21 protein-coding genes are annotated in these 18,266 nt (G+C 59.6%); 15 read left to right on the forward strand and 6 right to left on the reverse strand.

The window, feature by feature from the left end:
- Positions 1 to 422 precede the first annotated feature (422 nt).
- Both rhtA and BK670_RS21945 read left to right on the forward strand, forming a co-directional pair.
- Positions 423 to 1,310 carry a threonine/homoserine exporter RhtA gene (rhtA, locus tag BK670_RS21940; protein WP_123452864.1) on the forward strand — a complete coding sequence of 296 codons (888 nt, stop codon included), beginning with the start codon at positions 423 to 425 and terminating at the stop codon, positions 1,308 to 1,310.
- A gap of 168 nt (positions 1,311 to 1,478) precedes the next feature.
- The gene (locus tag BK670_RS21945; RefSeq protein WP_123452866.1) at positions 1,479 to 1,760 is read left to right on the forward strand and encodes a hypothetical protein; all 282 of its coding nucleotides are present in this window, start codon (positions 1,479 to 1,481) and stop codon (positions 1,758 to 1,760) included.
- A 1-nt stretch (position 1,761) separates the two neighbouring features.
- Here the strand turns inward: BK670_RS21945 and BK670_RS21950 are convergent, their stop codons facing one another.
- Complete coding sequence (locus BK670_RS21950; RefSeq protein WP_123452868.1) at positions 1,762 to 2,325, reverse strand: TetR/AcrR family transcriptional regulator; 564 nt, start codon at positions 2,323 to 2,325, stop codon at positions 1,762 to 1,764.
- Between the two features lie 91 nt (positions 2,326 to 2,416).
- Between BK670_RS21950 and BK670_RS21955 the strand changes: the two genes are divergently transcribed.
- The gene (locus BK670_RS21955) at positions 2,417 to 3,145 is read left to right on the forward strand and encodes an SDR family oxidoreductase (RefSeq protein ID WP_123452870.1); all 729 of its coding nucleotides are present in this window, start codon (positions 2,417 to 2,419) and stop codon (positions 3,143 to 3,145) included.
- Positions 3,146 to 3,179: 34 nt separating this feature from the next.
- Complete coding sequence (locus BK670_RS21960; protein ID WP_123452872.1) at positions 3,180 to 3,776, forward strand: 2-hydroxychromene-2-carboxylate isomerase; 597 nt, start codon at positions 3,180 to 3,182, stop codon at positions 3,774 to 3,776.
- Positions 3,777 to 3,819: 43 nt separating this feature from the next.
- Here BK670_RS21960 and BK670_RS21965 read toward each other — a convergent pair whose 3' ends face one another.
- From BK670_RS21965 to BK670_RS21980, 4 genes are all read right to left on the reverse strand, one after another.
- Complete coding sequence (locus tag BK670_RS21965) at positions 3,820 to 5,628, reverse strand: aminopeptidase P family protein (protein ID WP_123452874.1); 1,809 nt, start codon at positions 5,626 to 5,628, stop codon at positions 3,820 to 3,822.
- A gap of 56 nt (positions 5,629 to 5,684) precedes the next feature.
- The gene (locus BK670_RS21970) at positions 5,685 to 6,851 is read right to left on the reverse strand and encodes an aminotransferase class V-fold PLP-dependent enzyme (RefSeq protein WP_123452877.1); all 1,167 of its coding nucleotides are present in this window, start codon (positions 6,849 to 6,851) and stop codon (positions 5,685 to 5,687) included.
- 204 nt (positions 6,852 to 7,055) lie between these two features.
- The gene (locus tag BK670_RS21975; RefSeq protein ID WP_123452879.1) at positions 7,056 to 7,670 is read right to left on the reverse strand and encodes a LysE family translocator; all 615 of its coding nucleotides are present in this window, start codon (positions 7,668 to 7,670) and stop codon (positions 7,056 to 7,058) included.
- A gap of 101 nt (positions 7,671 to 7,771) precedes the next feature.
- Complete coding sequence (locus BK670_RS21980) at positions 7,772 to 8,029, reverse strand: hypothetical protein (RefSeq protein ID WP_123452881.1); 258 nt, start codon at positions 8,027 to 8,029, stop codon at positions 7,772 to 7,774.
- A gap of 390 nt (positions 8,030 to 8,419) precedes the next feature.
- Between BK670_RS21980 and msuE the strand changes: the two genes are divergently transcribed.
- From msuE to BK670_RS22000, 4 genes are all read left to right on the forward strand, one after another.
- Positions 8,420 to 8,983, forward strand: coding sequence for an FMN reductase (msuE, locus tag BK670_RS21985; RefSeq protein ID WP_123452883.1), 564 nt, complete (start codon positions 8,420 to 8,422; stop codon positions 8,981 to 8,983).
- Positions 8,984 to 8,993: 10 nt separating this feature from the next.
- Positions 8,994 to 10,139 carry an FMNH2-dependent alkanesulfonate monooxygenase gene (ssuD, locus tag BK670_RS21990; protein WP_123452885.1) on the forward strand — a complete coding sequence of 382 codons (1,146 nt, stop codon included), beginning with the start codon at positions 8,994 to 8,996 and terminating at the stop codon, positions 10,137 to 10,139.
- Between the two features lie 119 nt (positions 10,140 to 10,258).
- The gene (locus BK670_RS21995; RefSeq protein WP_123452887.1) at positions 10,259 to 11,446 is read left to right on the forward strand and encodes an acyl-CoA dehydrogenase family protein; all 1,188 of its coding nucleotides are present in this window, start codon (positions 10,259 to 10,261) and stop codon (positions 11,444 to 11,446) included.
- A gap of 36 nt (positions 11,447 to 11,482) precedes the next feature.
- Positions 11,483 to 12,586: a sigma-54 interaction domain-containing protein gene (locus BK670_RS22000; RefSeq protein ID WP_123452890.1), complete on the forward strand. Its 1,104-nt coding sequence runs from the start codon at positions 11,483 to 11,485 to the stop codon at positions 12,584 to 12,586.
- Here BK670_RS22000 and BK670_RS22005 read toward each other — a convergent pair.
- Complete coding sequence (locus tag BK670_RS22005; RefSeq protein ID WP_123452892.1) at positions 12,583 to 12,948, reverse strand: antibiotic biosynthesis monooxygenase; 366 nt, start codon at positions 12,946 to 12,948, stop codon at positions 12,583 to 12,585. The genes BK670_RS22000 and BK670_RS22005 overlap by 4 nt on opposite strands.
- Positions 12,949 to 13,041: 93 nt before the next feature.
- Between BK670_RS22005 and soxR the strand changes: the two genes are divergently transcribed.
- The 7 genes from soxR to BK670_RS22045 all read left to right on the forward strand — a co-directional run bounded on the left by soxR (position 13,042) and on the right by BK670_RS22045 (position 18,223).
- Positions 13,042 to 13,494 carry a redox-sensitive transcriptional activator SoxR gene (gene soxR, locus BK670_RS22010; protein ID WP_123452894.1) on the forward strand — a complete coding sequence of 151 codons (453 nt, stop codon included), beginning with the start codon at positions 13,042 to 13,044 and terminating at the stop codon, positions 13,492 to 13,494.
- A gap of 278 nt (positions 13,495 to 13,772) precedes the next feature.
- On the forward strand, positions 13,773 to 14,231 hold the full coding sequence (locus BK670_RS22015) for a VOC family protein (RefSeq protein WP_123452896.1): 459 nt from the start codon (positions 13,773 to 13,775) through the stop codon (positions 14,229 to 14,231).
- A gap of 375 nt (positions 14,232 to 14,606) precedes the next feature.
- A complete protein-coding gene (locus tag BK670_RS22025; protein WP_123452900.1) occupies positions 14,607 to 15,809 on the forward strand; it encodes a PepSY-associated TM helix domain-containing protein in 1,203 nt (400 codons plus the stop codon).
- Positions 15,806 to 16,348, forward strand: a complete 543-nt coding sequence (locus BK670_RS22030; protein ID WP_123452902.1) for a thiamine pyrophosphate-binding protein — start codon at positions 15,806 to 15,808, stop codon at positions 16,346 to 16,348. The genes BK670_RS22025 and BK670_RS22030 overlap by 4 nt, the downstream gene beginning before the upstream one ends.
- Positions 16,345 to 16,686 (forward strand): hypothetical protein, encoded by a 342-nt coding sequence (locus BK670_RS22035; protein ID WP_123452904.1) that lies wholly within the window; start codon positions 16,345 to 16,347, stop codon positions 16,684 to 16,686. Before BK670_RS22030 ends, BK670_RS22035 begins: the two co-directional genes overlap by 4 nt.
- Positions 16,683 to 17,258, forward strand: a complete 576-nt coding sequence (locus BK670_RS22040) for a DUF6162 family protein (RefSeq protein ID WP_123452906.1) — start codon at positions 16,683 to 16,685, stop codon at positions 17,256 to 17,258. Before BK670_RS22035 ends, BK670_RS22040 begins: the two co-directional genes overlap by 4 nt.
- Before the next feature lie 35 nt (positions 17,259 to 17,293).
- A complete protein-coding gene (locus tag BK670_RS22045) occupies positions 17,294 to 18,223 on the forward strand; it encodes a metal ABC transporter substrate-binding protein (RefSeq protein WP_123452908.1) in 930 nt (309 codons plus the stop codon).
- Positions 18,224 to 18,266: the final 43 nt, after the last annotated feature.

An 18,266-nucleotide genomic window follows, 5' to 3' on the forward strand; every position in this document is an offset into this window, starting at 1 on the left:
AGGCGCGCATTCTACAGCAGCCTCATTTGCTGTCAAGTGATTATTTTCAGAAGTTCTCGAAGATTTCTTCAACAACTTCAACCACTTGCGCTTCCGATCTCTCGTCAGCGGGAGGCGAATTCTACAGCGTTACACGCTGCTGTCAACACCTCTTTTTCAACTTCTTTCTGGCTTCGATGAACTGAAGCAACCCACTGCCGAAACCTACATAACTCATTGAATCTCAAGGAGTTTTCCGTTTCGACTGCGCCGGAAGTGGGGCGAATTATAGACATCTGAAATCTGCCGTCAACCGTTAATTTCGCTTTTCTATCGAAGCAGGGAAAAATCCCCCTCTATATAGACGTAACGGTAACGAATGCGCAGTATATTGCCCAATACCAAAATAAAACCCTGCTTTTTACCTTGGACGATGCCGCGCGATGAATGACCAGCCACGCTCTCTTGCCTCAATGCTGTTCCCGGTTGGCCTGCTATTAATAGCCATGGCATCAATCCAGTCCGGCGCCTCACTGGCCAAAAGCATGTTCCCCATCGTTGGCGCTCAGGGAACCACTACGCTGCGCCTGATCTTCGCCAGTGTAATCATGCTGTTGATACTACGTCCCTGGCGAGCCAGGCTGACCGCCAAATCCCTGCGCACGGTCATCGTTTACGGCATGGCACTGGGCGGCATGAACTTCCTCTTCTATATGTCATTGCGCACTGTGCCGCTGGGGATTGCCGTTGCCCTCGAGTTCACCGGGCCGCTGGCCGTAGCCATCTACGCCTCCCGTCGTGCCATCGACTTTCTCTGGATCGCCCTCGCCGCCGCGGGATTGATGTTGCTGATTCCAACAGGCGCCACCAGCGCCGGAATCGATCTGGTCGGTGCTGGGTATGCATTGGGCGCCGGTGTCTGCTGGGCGCTATACATCCTGTTCGGGCAGAAGGCAGGTGCCGATAACGGTGTGACGACCGCTGCATTAGGCGTAATGATCGCGGCATTGTTCGTGGCCCCTATCGGCATTGTGCATGCAGGTGCGGCCTTATTGACTCCCTCCTTGATCCCGATCGCCATCGGCGTCGCCATCCTGTCTACTGCCCTGCCCTACACACTGGAGATGGTCGCCCTCACCCGCATGCCGGCACGTACATTCGGCACACTGATGAGTATCGAACCGGCTTTCGGAGCCTTATCAGGGCTGCTGTTTCTGCACGAATTCCTCACACTGTCACAATGGATGGCGATCCTGTGCATTATTCTCGCGTCCGTCGGCGCCACCATGACCATGGGTAGCACCGCGAAGCCCGCAATCGCGGCTGATTGAAAAGGGTTTTGACGAAGGTCTGGCAATTGCTGCGCATTTAGGCCATGTTTAGACCCGTAACCCAATGCCAGACATGGATTTTTTCGGACAGGGATTTCGAAACGCTTAGAGCGCAAGCGAACACAGGCAAACCCGAGCATTAGACTCGTGGCCGCTATAAGGACGGTAATGAAACGAATTTTGATACTGATCGCCATCCTGGCTATTGCGGGTTGTGCGGCGACTTCGGAAACCAAGGTAAAACGCGGAAAAAAAGGGCTGCACATCAACTGCTCAGGGCTATCGTCCTCCTGGGACAAGTGCTACGCCAGCGCCGCCAGCGCTTGTTTGCCGAAAGGCTACAAGGTCATCGCCAAATCCGGTGACACCGTGGAAGAGCCCGGCGATTACCCGTTCGGTCTCAATCCTGCGGGTTACACCAGTCGCAGCATGATTGTCATCTGCAAATAGATCAGCATTGCCCGGCAATCTGCCGGCCAATCTCTTCATGGCTGGACTTCAGCACCGCTTGCTGGACGTCCGGCGTGACCAACATACGCGCCACCACCAATGCCCCAACGCATTGCGACAGCACCGACCAAGCCAGGGTCTCGCTCTCAAGTATTTGTGCCCAGCACTCCTGAAGCCGACAAATCCACAGCTCGGCCTGCTCGCGGACCTGAACATCCGCTCGGGCAATTTCTGCACCTAGCGCAGGCAACGCGCAACCGACCTCAGGTTGTTCTACGTGGGCCATGCTCAGATAGTGTTTGAGACAGCGCTCCAGCCGCTGACGATCCAGCGTGCCCTCGCCCCCCAGGCGCTCAAGGCTTTGACCCAACTCTCGTTCGACGATGGCAGTAAACAAGGCATCTTTCGACGAGAAGTGGCTGTAGAACGCCGCACCGCTCAACCCGATAGCCTTCATCAAACCATCGACACCTACCGTGGAAAACCCCGAACGTTTTGCTGACAGCGCGCTGCTCTGCAATAGCTTTTCCCGGGTTTCCAACTTGTGACTGGCGGAATAACGCATGTGTATGCCCTCGAATCGACTGCCTTGACGTGGTCTGGATCCTAGCATAACGTTCGTTCACTTAACGATCGTTTAATAAAGGGATCTACCCATGAATAACAAGAAGGTCGTATTGGTGGTTGGCGCCGGCGATGCCACGGGCGGAGCGATTGCCAAACGTTTTGCCAAAGAGGGATTCATCGCTTGCGTAACCCGACGCAGCGCCGACAAATTGCAACCGCTGGTGGATGCGATCAAGGCTGAAGGCGGCGAGGCCCACGGATTTGCCTGCGACGCGCGCAAGGAAGAAGACGTCATCGCCCTGATTGAAGACATCGAAACCCGCCTCGGTGCGATAGAAGCCTTTGTGTTCAACATTGGCGCCAATGTGCCATGCAGCATCCTCGAAGAAACCGCGCGCAAATATTTCAAGATCTGGGAGATGGCCTGCTTCTCCGGATTCCTCAATGCCCGTGAAGTGGCCAAACGCATGGTCACGCGCCAGCGCGGCACGATTCTATTCACCGGAGCGACTGCAGGACTTCGCGGCGCTTCCGGCTTCGCCGCCTTCGCCGGCGCCAAGCACGGTATTCGCGCCCTTGCGCAAAGCATGGCGCGGGAACTGGGGCCGATGAACATCCATGTAGCCCATGTGGTGGTCGATGGTGCGATCGACACCGATTTCATTCGCAACAGTTTTCCCGAGAAGTACGCCACCAAGGATCAGGATGGCATCCTCAATCCCGAGCACATTGCCGAAAACTACTGGTATTTGCACAGTCAGCCACGGGATGCCTGGACCTTCGAACTGGACCTGCGCCCCTGGAACGAACGCTGGTAAGCCCCGCCATAACAATAACGACAGAGACGCGAAAATGACTAAAACCGTGGAGTTCTATTTCGACCTCGGCAGCCCTGCCACTTATCTGGCCTACACCCAACTGCCAAGGATTTGTGCCGAAACGAACAGTGAGTTGATCTACATCCCGATGCTGCTCGGTGGCGTATTCAAGGCAACTGGCAACGCATCGCCTGCGATGATTCCGGCGAAGGGTCGGTATATGTTCAAGGATCTGGATCGCTACGCGAAACGCTACGGGGTGCCGCTGACATTCAATCCGCATTTCCCGATCAACACACTGATGCTGATGCGTGCGGTCACTGGCATCCAATTGCGCCAACCAGAACGCTTTCAGGCCTTTATCGATTGCCTGTTCACGGCGCTGTGGGTCGAAGGACGCAGCCTGGACGAACCGCAAACGGTCGCCGCAGTGCTGAGTGAACACGGCTTCGATCCGCATGAAGTTCTGGCGCTGAGCAACGACGAGTCTGTCAAAGCCGTACTCAAAGACAACACCGAAACTGCAGTTAAACGCGGCGTGTTCGGCGCGCCCAGTATGCTTATCGGCAAGCAGCTGTTCTTCGGCCAGGATCGGCTCGATTTCGTTGAGGAAACCCTGCGCCAGGGCTAGGTGATCATTCAGGCGCTGGTAACAGCGCCTGAATTGCAACCGATCAGATCGCGGCCGTGCGGGTGTTCAACCATTCCAGCGCCGCACCCTCAAGCAACGGACTCAACCGCTCACGCACTTGTGCGTGGTAGGCGTTGAACCACTGTTTCTCTTCCTCAGTCAGCAGCGCCGGCAGCAGGCAACGCGTGTCGATCGGGCACAGGGTCAAGGTTTCAAACTTGAGGAACTCACCGAATTCGCTGCTACCCGCCTCGCGGTTCATCGCCAGGTTCTCGATACGCACGCCCCAACGACCCGGACGGTAAGTGCCCGGCTCGATCGAGGTAATCATCCCCGGCTGCATGGCCGTCTGCGGTGCAGGCGCTGCCTGATAGGCGATCACCTGCGGGCCTTCATGGACGTTGAGGAAGTAGCCAACGCCGTGACCGGTGCCGTGACCGTAATCCACGCTGTCGGCCCAGATCGGCGCACGGGCAATGGCGTCCAGCAGCGGCGAGAGAATGCCTTTCGGGAACTGCGCGCGCGACAGGGCAATCACGCCCTTCAACACGCGCGTGCAATCGCGCTTCTGCTCTTCGGTCGGTGTACCGACCGGCACCATTCGCGTGATATCCGTGGTGCCGCCCAGGTATTGACCACCCGAGTCGATCAGCAGCAAGCCGTCACCCTCAATCACCGCATGCTCTTCCTCGGTGGCGTGGTAATGCGGCATGGCGCCGTTGGCGTTGAACGCGGCGATGGTGTTGAAACTCAGCGAGACATAATCCGGACGACGTTCGCGGGCAGCGGTGAGCTTCTCGTCGATGGTCAGTTCGGTAATGCGTTCGCGACCCCAGGCCGATTCCAGCCAGGCAAAGAATTCGCACAGTGCCGCACCGTCCTGTTCCATCGCTTGGCGAATATGTTCGGCGTCCGCTTCGCTTTTCTGCGACTTGGCCAACGTGGTCGGGTTCAGGCCTTCGACCAGTTTCACAGCGTTGTCGAGGTTATCCAGCAAACCAGTAGTCACTCGCGCCGGGTCGACCAGCAGGCTCGCGCCGCTCGGCACGGCACGCAGGGCATCGGCGACTTCGCGGTAATCACGCAGCGTCACGCCATCCGCCTCCAGCACCGCACGCAAATCCGCGTCGACCTTGCTCAGCGCCACGAACAACGTCGCCTGCTGTTGATCGATCAAGGCAAACGAAACAAACACCGGGTTGAAAGAGACATCGCCGCCGCGCAGGTTGAATAGCCAGGCAATGTCGTCGAGGGTGGCGATGAAATGCCATTCAGCGCCGCGCTCCCGCAAGGTTTCGCGCAGTTTGGCGAGTTTCTCGCCACGGCTGACCGTCGCTTGCGGCGGCAGATGCTGGTAGATCGGTGCATTCGGCAGGCTCGGGCGATCGCGCCAGACTTCCTGCAGCAGATCGATGTCGGTACGCAGGCGCGCACCGCGTGCTTCAAGCTTGCTGCTCAGGGTACGCGCCGACGCCACGGCCATCACTGCACCGTCAACCGCGACCACACCACCTTCTGGTGTCTGCTCGGCCAGCCAGTCCAGTGGGCTCGGCTGACCCGGTTGTAGTTTGACCAATTCGATGCCGCTGCCCTTGAGCTCCTTGGTCGCTTGCTCCCAATAACGGCTGTCGGCCCAGACACCGGCGAAATCAGCGGTGACGATCAACGTCCCGACCGAACCATGGAAGCCCGACAACCACTGCCGGCCCTGCCAGTAACCCGGCAGGTATTCCGACAAATGCGGGTCGGCGGACGGCACCAACAGCGCATGAATGCCTTCGCGGCGCATCAGTTCACGGGTCTGCGCCAAGCGCTGGGGCACCGATCCTTCGGTCGAGGTCTGGGTACTCATCTTGTCTCCTGCTAATCACTTCATCGTTATTGTTCGTAGCCGTGAGGTCGGCTCGTTTAAAGCCCGGTCGCCCAAAATGCCGGAGCACTGGCGCAGGCGGTCTTGATCAGTTGAACGGCCTTGTCGATATCTTCGGCAGTGGTGAAGCGGCCGAGGCTCAGGCGAATGGTGCGACCGGCCAGATGCGCGTCATGCCCCAGCGCCAACAGCACGTGGGATGGCGTGTTACTGGCCGAATTGCAGGCCGAGGTCGCGGAAAACGCGATCGAATGGCTCAATGCCGCGCTGTTGAATTCGCCTTCGCTGAAGGTCAGGCTCAAGGTATGCGGAATGCGCTGAGTGGCGCAGCCGTTCAGGCGCACGCCCGGCAGGCTGAGCAGTTGCTCGAGCAAGCGTTCGCGCAGTGCGACGATGGATTTTTTCTCGGCATCGAATGCCTCGGCGGCCAAAGCAAACGCTGCGCCCATCCCGGCAATCTGGTGAGTCGCCAAGGTTCCGGAGCGCAAGCCGCCTTCGTGACCGCCGCCGTGAATCTGCGCCTGCAACCGCTGCTGCGCCCGTGGGCCGACATACAACGCACCGATGCCTTTGGGGCCGTAAAGCTTGTGCGCCGAAAACGACATCAGGTCTACCGGCCATTGCGCCAGATCGATCGCGACCTTGCCGGCTCCCTGCGCCGCATCGACATGGAACAACGCCTCGCGACTGCGCACAACGGCGCCAATCGCTTGAACATCATTGACGGTGCCCAGCTCGTTGTTGACCAGCATCAGCGACACCAGAAAGGTGTCATCACGCATGGCTTCACTGACGGCTTGCGGCGTGATCAGGCCATCGGCGTCCGGCACCAGATAGGTCACGGCGATGCCGGCGTCCTGCAATTGGCGGGCGGTATCGAGGATGGCTTTGTGTTCGATCTGGCTGGTGATGATGTGGCCGCCGGAGACACCGCGGGCCTGCGCCACGCCTTTGAGGGCGAGGTTATTGGACTCGGTGGCACCGGAGGTCCAGACAATCTGCTCAGCCTTGGCGCCGACCAGTTCGGCGACCTGTCGGCGGGCCTGCTCGACCGTGTGCCGAGCCTGTTGGCCGAACGCGTGGGAGCTGGAAGCCGGGTTACCGAAGTTACCGTGAAACCCCAGACACTCGATCATCACCTGGATGACCCGCTCGTCCACCGGGGTGGTAGCGGCGTAATCGAAATACAACGGACGTGTGTTCATAAAAGACTCGCAGAGCGTGTTCCGGGATCAGGAGGCTCGTGTCTGCAAACGGCACGGCGCAGCCTTGTGAGCTGCGCGTCGGTTCGAGAGCGTCATCAATACCTGATCGGATGCCGTTAAAGAAGAACAACTTCATTTAAAGTGCGTAGGAACGCTCCTGAAGTCGAGCTTAACAGGCATCCGGCCTGCGGTTGAAGCCAAGCTTCAGCTAAAGCTTTCGAGAAGTAACGGGTACAGCGAAATCACCAAGAGCGCCGCCATGCCCCAGTTGAACACGCGCAACCAGCGCGGATCCTTCAGCACATTGCGCAACAACGTACCGCAGGCCGCCCAGACGCCGACACTCGGCAGGTTGATGATGGCGAACACCGCGGCAATCACCACGACATTGCTGAAATAGCCCTGCATCGGCGTATAGGTGCTGATGGCGCCGATGGCCATGATCCACGCCTTGGGATTGACCCACTGAAACGCGGCGGCGCCGAGGTAGCTGATCGGCTTAGCCTCGCCTTCCGCGCTGTCACCGACAGGTCCCGAGTGCGCGATTTTCCACGCCAGATACAACAGATACGCCGCGCCGACATAGCGCAGAACCGTATAAAGAATCGGATAGGTCTGAAACACCGCGCCAAGGCCAAAGCCCACGGCCACAACCAGAACAAAGAAGCCGCAGGTAATCCCGAGCATGTGCGGGATGGTGCGGTTGAAGCCGAAATTCACCCCCGATGCCAGCAACATGGTGTTGTTCGGCCCCGGCGTAATCGAGGTGACAAGGGCAAACAGGGCAAAGCCCAACAGCAGATCAAGCGAGAGGTTCATGGCAGGCAGTCCATCAGGGTCATTCAGGTGTTGACCCTATCCCACGCCGCCCGGCAAGCCCACGGACAGTTGGGTAAAACTTCCAGCAGTACAGTTTGTTTTCAGCTTGGGCGACCGTGCAGCTGTACGGCACGTTCGGCACTCATTTCAGCTCTTTTGTCGAACTGGGTCTGACCGAGCAGTTGGGCTTTTTTCGCGTGGTATTCGTCGAAAGACAAGCCGCTGCGATTCAGCGCTTCCATCGCCAATTCGCGGGATTCTTCATCAGTGTATGGGCGCAGTTCCGGTGAAACGTGTCCGGCACAACCGGCGAGTACGGAGACAGCGAGCAACAGTGAAACAGTCAGTAAACGATTCATGGGAGCGTCCTGGCGAGCAATGGGTAGTCGATGGACAAAGGCTACGCCCGGGCACGCTCACACAGAAATCAACGCTCTCAATAGTGGCTATCAGGAAATCGACACGTGCCGGCACATATCTCCTAACGATCTATAAATATCAATTAACGTTCTTTTACGGAATAACAAACTGCCTTTATAACTCCCCCCATGCGGTAAGCACTGTTGCTCCAGCAACTGTTGCTCAGCCAACACTGATTCAACAAAGCGCCCTGTCACTCACAGGGGCGACCGCCGCGCTAACGCTCAACGCCCTGTAATCCGGGGCTTCCAGGAATTGGTACAGCGCTTGCTCAGACCCGGTGACTCACTCACTGCTCGCTGAGCAACTGTTGAAAAAAGGAACTGATCATGTCGCGTCCCCTGAAAGTCGTCGCCCTCTCCGGCGGCACCTGGCGTCCGTCCCGTACCCTGGTGCTAACCCAAGCCTTGATCGCCGAACTGGCCGGGCACTTGACCATTGAAAGCCATTTGATCGAACTCGGTGATATCGCTCGCCCGCTCGGCGGCGCGTTGTCGCGTCAGGAACTCAGTGCAGGGGTTGAAGCCGAGTTGCAGGCCATTGAACAGGCCGATCTGCTGATCGTTGCCGCGCCGGTTTATCGCGGTTCCTACCCGGGCCTGCTCAAGCATCTGTTCGACCTGATCGACCTCAACGCCTTGATCGACACTCCGGTGCTGCTCGCCGCCACCGGCGGCAGCGAACGCCATGCGCTGGTGCTCGATCACCAGTTGCGGCCGCTGTTCAGCTTCTTCCAGGCCATGACCTTGCCGATCGGCGTGTACGCCACCGAAGCCGACTTCGCCGATTACCAGATCACCAGCGAACTGTTGAAGGCGCGCATCCGCCTGGCCGCCGAACGCGCCGCGCCGCTGTTCGCCACACAAATCAAACCCTTGCTGAAGATCGCATAAGGAGCCATTCATGGATGTTTTCTGGTTCCTGCCGACCCACGGTGATGGTCACTATCTGGGCACCACCCAAGGGGCGCGTCCGGTCACCCTCAACTATCTCAAACAAGTGGCGCAGGCCGCCGACAGCCTTGGCTACCACGGCGTGCTGATTCCCACCGGACGCTCTTGCGAGGACTCGTGGGTGATCGCCTCGGCGCTGGTGCCGCTGACTGAACGCCTGCGTTATCTGGTGGCGATTCGACCGGGGATCATTTCGCCGACGGTCTCGGCACGCATGGCTGCAACTCTGGATCGGTTGTCCAACGGCCGCTTGTTGATCAACGTCGTGACTGGCGGCGATCCGGACGAGAACCGTGGCGACGGCAGTTTTCTCAGTCACGCCGAGCGCTATGAAGTCACTGATGAATTCCTGAAAATCTGGCGCCGCGTGTTGCAAGGCGAAGCGGTCGATTTCGACGGCAAACATCTGAAGGTGCAGAACGCCAAAGCGCTATACCCGCCGGTGCAGAAACCTTATCCGCCGCTGTACTTCGGCGGTTCCTCCGATGCGGCGCATGATCTGGCCGCCGAGCAAGTCGATGTCTATCTGACCTGGGGCGAACCACCGGCCGCTGTTGCGGAAAAACTCGCCGACGTGCGCGAGCGCGCGGCGCGGCACGGGCGCAAGGTGAAGTTCGGCATCCGCTTGCATGTGATCGTGCGCGAGACTGCCGAAGAGGCCTGGAAAGCCGCGGACAAGCTGATCGAACACATCAGCGACGAGACCATCGAGGCGGCGCAGAAATCCTTTTCGCGGTTCGACTCCGAAGGCCAGCGACGCATGGCGGCCTTGCACGATGGCCGTCGCGACAACCTCGAAATTGCCCCCAACCTGTGGGCCGGTGTCGGTCTGGTGCGCGGCGGTGCCGGCACGGCGCTGGTCGGCGATCCGCAGCAAGTGGCGGCGCGGATCAAGGAATACGCGGACCTGGGCATCGAGAGCTTCATCTTCTCAGGTTATCCGCATCTGGAAGAGGCCTACCGCTTTGCCGAGTTGGTGTTCCCGTTGCTGCCCGAGCCTTACGCAAGTCTGGCCGGGCGTGGCGTGACCAATCTGACCGGGCCGTTTGGCGAAATGATTGCCAACGACGTGCTGCCCGGCAAAGCCTCGGCATAAACCGGATCCCTTGTGTAGGAGCTGCCGCAGGCTGCAATCTTTTGATCTTAAAAACAACATCAAAAGATCGCAGCCTGCGGCAGCTCCTATACCGGCTGAGTGAATTCAGGAGTGTTGGTGTGACCGCCAAACCGCAAAGTACCTTGTTATCCCCGCTGCAGACCGCGCGCCAACTGGCCGCCGAGTTTGCCCTGACCGCCGTCGAGCGTGACGAACGTGGCGGCACGCCGAAGGCCGAGCGCGATGCCCTGCGCGACAGCGGCCTGCTGGCTCTGAGCATTCCCACCCGCTACGGCGGTCTCGGCGCGAGCTGGAGTGAAACCCTGCAGGTGGTCCGCGAGTTCGCCAAGGTCGACAGCTCGATTGCCCACGTCTTCGGTTTTCATCACTTGATGCTCGCCACCGTGCGCCTGTTCTCCCGGGCGGAACAATGGCAGCCGTGGTTCGAACAGACCGCGCGGCAGAACTGGTTCTGGGGCAATGCACTCAACCCGCTCGACACCCGCACCGTGGTCAAGGATCTCGGTGGCTGGCGCGAGTTTTCCGGGAAGAAAAACTTCTGCTCCGGCGCCAGCGACTCACAAATGCTGATCGCCTCGGCCGTCGATGAAAGCGCGGGCGGCAAGTTGCTGATCGCGGCGATTCCCAGCGGCCGCAGTGGCATCACCCTGCACAACGACTGGAACAACATCGGCCAGCGTCAGACCGACAGCGGCAGCGCGACGTTTGAACGGGTGCGCGTCGAAGAGTCGGAATTGCTCCTCGATCCCGGCCCGCTGAGCACACCGTTCGCCTGTCTACGGCCATTGATCGCGCAGCTGACGTTCACGCATATGTTTCTCGGGATTGCCGAAGGCGCTTTCGAAGAGGCGCGGCACTACACCCTCGGTGAAACCCGGCTCTGGCATAAATCCACGGCGCGCGATGTACGTGAAGATCCCTACGTGCTCGCGCATTACGGCGAGTTCTGGGTGGCGTTGGAAGGCATTCGCCTGTTGGTCGAACGCGCGGCGGCGTTGCTCGATGAGGCCTGGGCCAAGGGTCCGAATCTCAGTGCCGAAGAGCGCGGTCATGTCGCCACGGCAATTGCTACCGCGAAAGTCGCCGCCAGCCGCCAGGGCCTGGAGATTTGCAGCCGTCTGTTCGAAGTGACCGGCGCGCGCTCTACCCACGCCTCCCTGCGCCTCGACCGCCACTGGCGCAACCTGCGCACGCAGACCCTGCACGACCCGCTGGACTACAAACTTCATGAGTTGGGCGACTGGGCGCTGAATCAGTCGCTGCCGGTGCCGACCTTCTATTCCTGACCTGCCTGCATTTGAACTAAAAAGAAGGACGAGCCCATGCAACTGCTGACCCTACCGCCCTCCCCCGCGCTCGCCACGTCGATCCGCGCCACCGCGCAGGTATTCGAAGACCCCAAGTCCCAAGCCCTGCTGGCGCATTTGCAACAGGTCGCACCGAGTGAAGCCAGTGTGCTGATCATCGGCGAGACCGGTACCGGCAAAGAGCTGGTGGCGCGGCATATTCATAACCTCAGCAACCGTCGTCATCGACCGTTTATCGCGGTCAATTGCGGGGCGTTTTCCGAGTCGCTGGTGGAAGCGGAATTATTCGGTCATGAAAAAGGCGCGTTCACCGGCGCGCTGAGCGCCAAGGCCGGGTGGTTCGAGGAAGCAGATGGCGGCACGTTGTTTCTTGATGAAATCGGCGATCTGCCGATGGCGATTCAGGTCAAGTTGCTGCGGGTGTTGCAGGAACGCGAAGTGGTGCGACTGGGCTCGCGCAAAAGCATTGCCATCGATGTACGGGTACTGGCGGCGACGAACGTGCAGCTGGAGAAAGCCATCAATGCCGGCCATTTCCGCGAGGATCTGTATTACCGCCTCAACGTGGTCAATCTGGAACTGAGTCCGTTGCGCGAGCGTCCCGGCGATATCCTCCCGCTGACCCGCCATTTCATCGAGGCCTACAGCCAACGCCTCGGTTATGGCCGGGTCAGCATCAGCCCCGGCGCCGAGCACAAACTGCGTGCCTACAGTTGGCCGGGCAACATTCGGGAACTGGAAAACGTCATCCATCACACCCTGCTGATCTGCCGCCACGGCGTGATCGAGCGCGATGACTTGCGCCTGTCGAACCTGCGCATCGAACGCCCGGACGATCATCACGGCAGCGCCGATGATTCACCGGAAGCGTTGCTGGAACAGGCCTTTCAAAAACTGTTCGCGCAACAGGCCGGCGCTTTGCACGAAAAAGTCGAAGACGCCCTGCTGCGCGCGGCGTATCGCTTTTGCCATTACAACCAGGTGCACACCGCGGCGCTGCTCGGCCTGAGCCGTAACGTCACCCGCACACGTTTAATCAAGATCGGCGAACTGGCGGTGAACAAGCGGCGACTCACGGAAAACCTGCAAGGCGAGCGCTTGATCCAGTTGTCGATCTAGCCGACCAGGTGGCAGTGCAACGCATCGTCGTGACTGCGGGCGATGCTGCTCAGCACCTGAAACGAATTGAAGGTGACGGTTTTCGCCTGATGGGCGTGAATCAGTTGCCAGAAGTCCTGCTCGCCGCTTTCGAAGCTGCGAAACGCCGCCTCCCCTGCCTCGCGGGACTGCCATTGGAGGAAACTCAACACGCGCCGACCGTCATCGCTGGCCTGCACACTGGCACTGAGAAAACCGGCATAACGCTGAGCCAGGCGCTCGGTCTGCCGCGACAACGCAGTGACAAGGGCGGGTTGCTGACGCGGCTCGATCTCGAATTCGATCAACTGGGTAAAGCTGCGATTGTTCGCTGATGCTTGCATGGAAGTCCCCACTTATCGGTCAGACGAATCTTGCGACTCGAAGGCCTGCAGGGTAAAACCTCTAGTTAAGTCAAGGTCAAGAGCTGTCTGCAGATGATCAGCAAAGAAAATGTGCACAAGCAGTTAACGGTCGGCGAAGTCGCGGCGCGCAGTGGCGTGGCGGTCACGGCCCTGCACTTTTATGAAGCCAAAGGCTTGATCAAGAGCCAGCGCAATGCCGGCAATCAGCGGCGCTATCCACGCGAAGTACTGCGCCGGGTGGCGTTGATCAAAGTCGCGCAGCGGCTGGGGATTCCGTTGGCGGAGATTGGCGAAGCCTTGAAGATCCTGCCAGATGATCGTGCACCCAGCGCGGCAGACTGGAAAATCCTCTCGCAGCAATGGCGCCGGGAACTGGATGAGCGGATCGAGCAATTGACACTGCTGCGTGACCGGCTCAATGGCTGCATTGGTTGTGGGTGTTTGTCGATGGAGGCCTGCCCGCTGCGTAATCAGGGTGATGTGCTGGGCGAACAAGGACCGGGGCCGCACTTTCCCAAGGCTTAATGAAGCCCCCCTGTGGCGAGGGAGCTTGCTCCCGTTCGGCTGCGCAGCACTCGCAAAGCCAGTCAGTGAGGTTTGTCTGCGGGAATGGGGAAGCAGGTTTCAGGGCCGCTCGCTGTCCAGCGGGAGCAAGCTCCCTCGCCACAGGGGTTGTGTGCAATCCCCGATGATGGGTACTGCTCGTCGGGCAAAAATGTGCACGGTGAGGACGGTTCTATAGTGAATCTTCCACAAATCCGGTGGAGTCCTGTCCCAAAGAACAACAATTCAGGGAGAACGTCATGAGCGTCAAACCCATTCCCGAGGGGTATCACAGCATTACCCCGTATCTCGGCATCCACAAAGCCGCCGAGGCCATCGATTTCTACAAAAAAGCCTTCGGCGCCACCGAAGTCATGCGCCTGACCATGCCCGACGGCGGCATCGGCCACGCCGAACTGCGCATCGGCGACAGCGCGATCATGCTCGGCTCGCCGTGCGATCAGGGGCCGTTGAGCAGTCCGGAGCAAGCGGTGTCGGTCGGTTTGCATCTGTATGTCACCGATGTCGACAAGTCGTTTCAACGGGCACTGGATGCCGGGGCGACGGCGGTGTCCGAGGTCAAGGATCAGTTTTACGGTGATCGCAGCGGGACGTTGAAGGATCCGTATGGGCATCTGTGGTTTCTGGCTACGCGCAAGGAGGATCTGACCGAGGAACAGATCAAACAGCGGGCGATGGATATGTTTCAGCAGGGTTGAGCATTTCAGTGTCTGGACTGGCCTCTTCGCGAGCAGGCTCGCTCCCACAGGGTTTCGTTGGGTGGCATAGATAATGGTCACACCGGAAATTACTGTGGGAGCGAGCCTGCTCGCGAAAGCGGTAGACCAAGCACAGGATGAAGTGACTGACCCGGCGCCTTCGCGAGCAGGCTCGCTCCCACAAGGGGATTTGTGGTGACCGGGGAATTGGGAAACATTTGCTTTCATATCACCTTTCGGGATTTGTCTCGCTCATCCGTCCTATAGAGATGCAGGCCGTTCGCGTAGGCAAAAGCCACGTTCGGCCTTTCAGGGTCTGCCGTGCTGCGAAGCCCGTAGCCACGCGCCCTTTCACCGCTATCAAGACGCGCAATCATGTCGAAGAAATCCCGCTCCAAACTGTGGTTCCTCGTTCATAGCTGGCTGGCGTTACCGATCTGGTTCTTTGTCCTGATCGTCTGTGTCACCGGCACTTTGGCGGTGGTCAGCCAGGAAATCGTCTGGCTGGCCAACCCGCAGATGCGCGCGAGCCAGCCTGCGGAGGATGCGCCGCTGCTCAGCTTTGAGCAGGTGCTGGCCGCCATTAAAAAAGCCGAACCGCAAACACTGGTAGACAGCATCAGCCGACCGGACGAATCACACTTCGCCCTCGACGTCAGCGTAAGTTATCCGGACGGACGCTCGCAGACCGTTTACGTCAACCCGTACACCGGCGTGATACAAGGCAGCGCACCCGATTTCAACTTCCAGGCCTTTACCCGCGCCCTGCATGGCTGGTGGCTGGTGCCCTTCACCAACGGTTACAGCTGGGGCTGGTATCTGGTGTCGTTCCTCGGTTTGCCGATGCTCGCCTCGCTGGTGACCGGCCTTGTGGTGTACAAGCGTTTCTGGAAAGGCTTTCTGCGCCCGACCTTGCGCATTCGCCACGGCGCACGGATTTTCTGGGGGGACTTCCACCGCCTCAGCGGGATCTGGTCGATCTGGTTTATCGCGGTGATTTCGATAACCGGTACCTGGTTCCTGATTCAGGCTTTCCTGTTCGACAACCAGGTATCGATCTCGACCGAACCCATTATTCCGGCCATGGCGCGTGAGAGCGTGCCGATCTCGGCTGATGCTTCGCCGCCGCCACGGATCAGCCTGGATCGGGCGGTGGAGATTGCCGAACAGAAAATCCCCGGCCTCGAAGTCAGCTTCATCAGCATGCCCGGCAATGCCTACAGCCACATGAGCGTCGGCGGTCGTGGCTGGTATCCGCTGATGTTCCAGACGGCCACGCTTAATCCGTTCAACGGTGACATGGCCGCCTCGCGACTGATCACCGACCGCTCTTCCCTGGAGTTCGTCACCGAATCCATGCGTCCGCTGCACACCGGTGATTTCGGTGGACTGTGGATCAAGCTGATCTGGTTCTTCTTCGGCCTGCTGTTGAGCATGATGGTGCTCAGCGGTCTGCTGATCTGGACCAAACGCACCGCTCTGGCCACCGCCAACGCACTCAAGCGCGAAAGCAAGAAGGCCCGCAGCGCCCCGGTACGAACGGCCCTCGCCCGTGAAACCTCGGAGGCAAACCTGTGAGCCAGTCCAGCACCGCCACCCCACCGTCGCGCCTGAGCCGTTTCTGGCACAAATGGCGCTTCCACATCAATGCGCTGCTGTTGCTGATCCCGTTGGGATTCATGCCCAAGTACTTCGCCGACATGTCGCTGTTTCGCGGCGACAGTGGCCTGGGCGAGCGCGAAATAGGTGACGTTCAGGTCGGCCCCTGGAGCTTGCGTCTGGCCGAACTGCGCAACGAAGCCCCGCATTTGAGCGGTCCCGCTGGCTACATGAAGGACTTCAACGCGGCGCTGTGCGATGCCTGCGTTGAGCAAGTCAAGGCCACTTATCTGCGCATCGGCAAGCCGCGCAGCCTGCGTGCCGCCGGGGTGATTTTCTTCGGTACACCTTATCGCATGGGCAGCCAACTGCCGGTTCCGGAAAAAACCAAAGCCGACGCCGAACTGTGGATCACCATGGAAGGCTGGGACGGCAGCATGCATCAGGCTTCGATCCCTCTGAGTCAGGCCTCTCCCGCCACCATTGCCTGGTTGAACAAACAAGGAGCCAAACCATGACTTGCTCGCAACGCCGTTCCCGCCTGCGGTTGAATACCGCGCTGTTGGTGCTGTGCGCCGGCTTCAGTGCCAGTGCGCTGGCACACAACCCGATGTGCGAATGCAAAGCCATCGACGCCGAGCAGATCAAATGCACCGGCGGGTTCTCCGACGGCAGCGGTGCGCCGGGGGTGACGCTTGATGTGATCGGCTATGACGAAACTGTTCTGGTGCCGGGCAAGCTCGGCAGTGACTCGACCCTGACCTTCAAGAAACCCGGCGCCGAGTTCTACGTACTGTTCGACGCGGGTCCCGGCCACGTGGTGGAAATCGACCAAGCGGATATCGAAGCCCCATGAGTACGCCCACCCGACAAATCGTGCGTCCGGCCGGTGCCGGTCATGAAACCCTCAACGTGCTGTTGTTGTGCCTGTTGATTCTCGCGGTCGCAGGTTCCGTGGTTGCGTGGCGCGGGGTTTCCCACGAACCCGAGCCAGTGGCGACCCACCAGCTCGACGCGCGCCGCGACCTTAGTGCAGCCGAGCAAGGCATCTACGCCGACCTGCGGGTGACCCTCGATGAAATCCGCTTGCTGCGCGAAGAACAGCACGCCTTGCCGACACCGCAGAGTCTGGCCGACGAAGGATTTGCCCCGTTTGCTCAGGATGCGAGTTCGGTCAGCCGGGGTGGTCATGCCTGGCAGTTGCTGGCGGACACCGCGTATGTCGGTCAAAGCCAGAACCCGACTGTCGCTGGCTCGTTCGTCATGCTGCTGAGTGCCGACGACAAGGCTACGCCGGACATCTGGCTCAACCGTAATGCCAATCTAACAGCGCCGACCGAACTGACTGAAGCCGCCCTGTCCGCCTCTGGCTGGAAACAGATCGTCGCGCAATACGATGCCGGGGTTACCCGCGAACATCGCCATTGATTCCTCGCCCTCCTCCGAGAGAAGACCGCTTGCCCATGTCTATTTCATCGCCTCGCCGTCCGTTGTTACGCCTCTTTTTAGTGGGCCTGTGTGCCTGCCTGCTGAGCCCGCTGGCCAGCGCCGATCCGGCCAAACGCCTGCGCATCGGCATTACCCTGCACCCTTACTACAGCTATGTGGCGAACATCGTCGGTGACAAGGCCGAGGTGGTGCCGCTGATTCCCGCCGGCTTCAATCCGCATGCCTACGAGCCACGGGCCGAGGACATCAAACGCATCAGCGGGCTGGATGTGATCGTGCTCAACGGCGTCGGGCATGACGACTTCGCCGACCGCATGATTGCCGCCAGCGAAACGCCGAACATCAAGACCATCGAAGCCAACGAAAACGTGCCGCTACTGGCAGCCACCGGGGTTGCCGCGCGCGGCGCCGGTAAAGTGGTGAACCCACACACGTTCCTGTCGATCAGCGCGTCCATTGCCCAGGTCAACAACATTGCCCGCGAACTGGGCAAACTCGACCCGGACAACGCCAAGATCTACACCCAGAACGCCCGCGCCTACGGCAAACGCCTGCGACAGATGCGCGCCGACGCCCTGGCCAAGCTGACTCAAGCGCCAAACGCCGAACTGCGCGTGGCCACGGTGCACGCCGCTTACGACTATCTGCTACGCGAGTTCGGCCTGGAAGTAACCGCCGTGGTCGAACCGGCCCACGGCATCGAGCCGAGCCCAAGCCAGTTGAAGAAAACCATCGACCAGTTGCGTGAACTGGACGTGAAAGTGATCTTCTCCGAGATGGATTTCCCGTCCACTTATGTCGAGACCATTCAGCGTGAGTCCGGCGTCAAGCTGTATCCGCTGTCGCACATTTCCTACGGCGAATACACCGCCGACAAGTACGAAAAGGAAATGACCGGCAACCTCAACACCGTGGTGCGGGCGATTCAGGAGTCTGGCGCATGACTTCCAAAGAAACGATCTCGAACGAACTCCAGTCCCCTGTGGG

Origin of the sequence: Pseudomonas fluorescens (assembly GCF_003732425.1) — a bacterium.
Classification (GTDB): domain Bacteria; phylum Pseudomonadota; class Gammaproteobacteria; order Pseudomonadales; family Pseudomonadaceae; genus Aquipseudomonas; species Aquipseudomonas fluorescens_BE.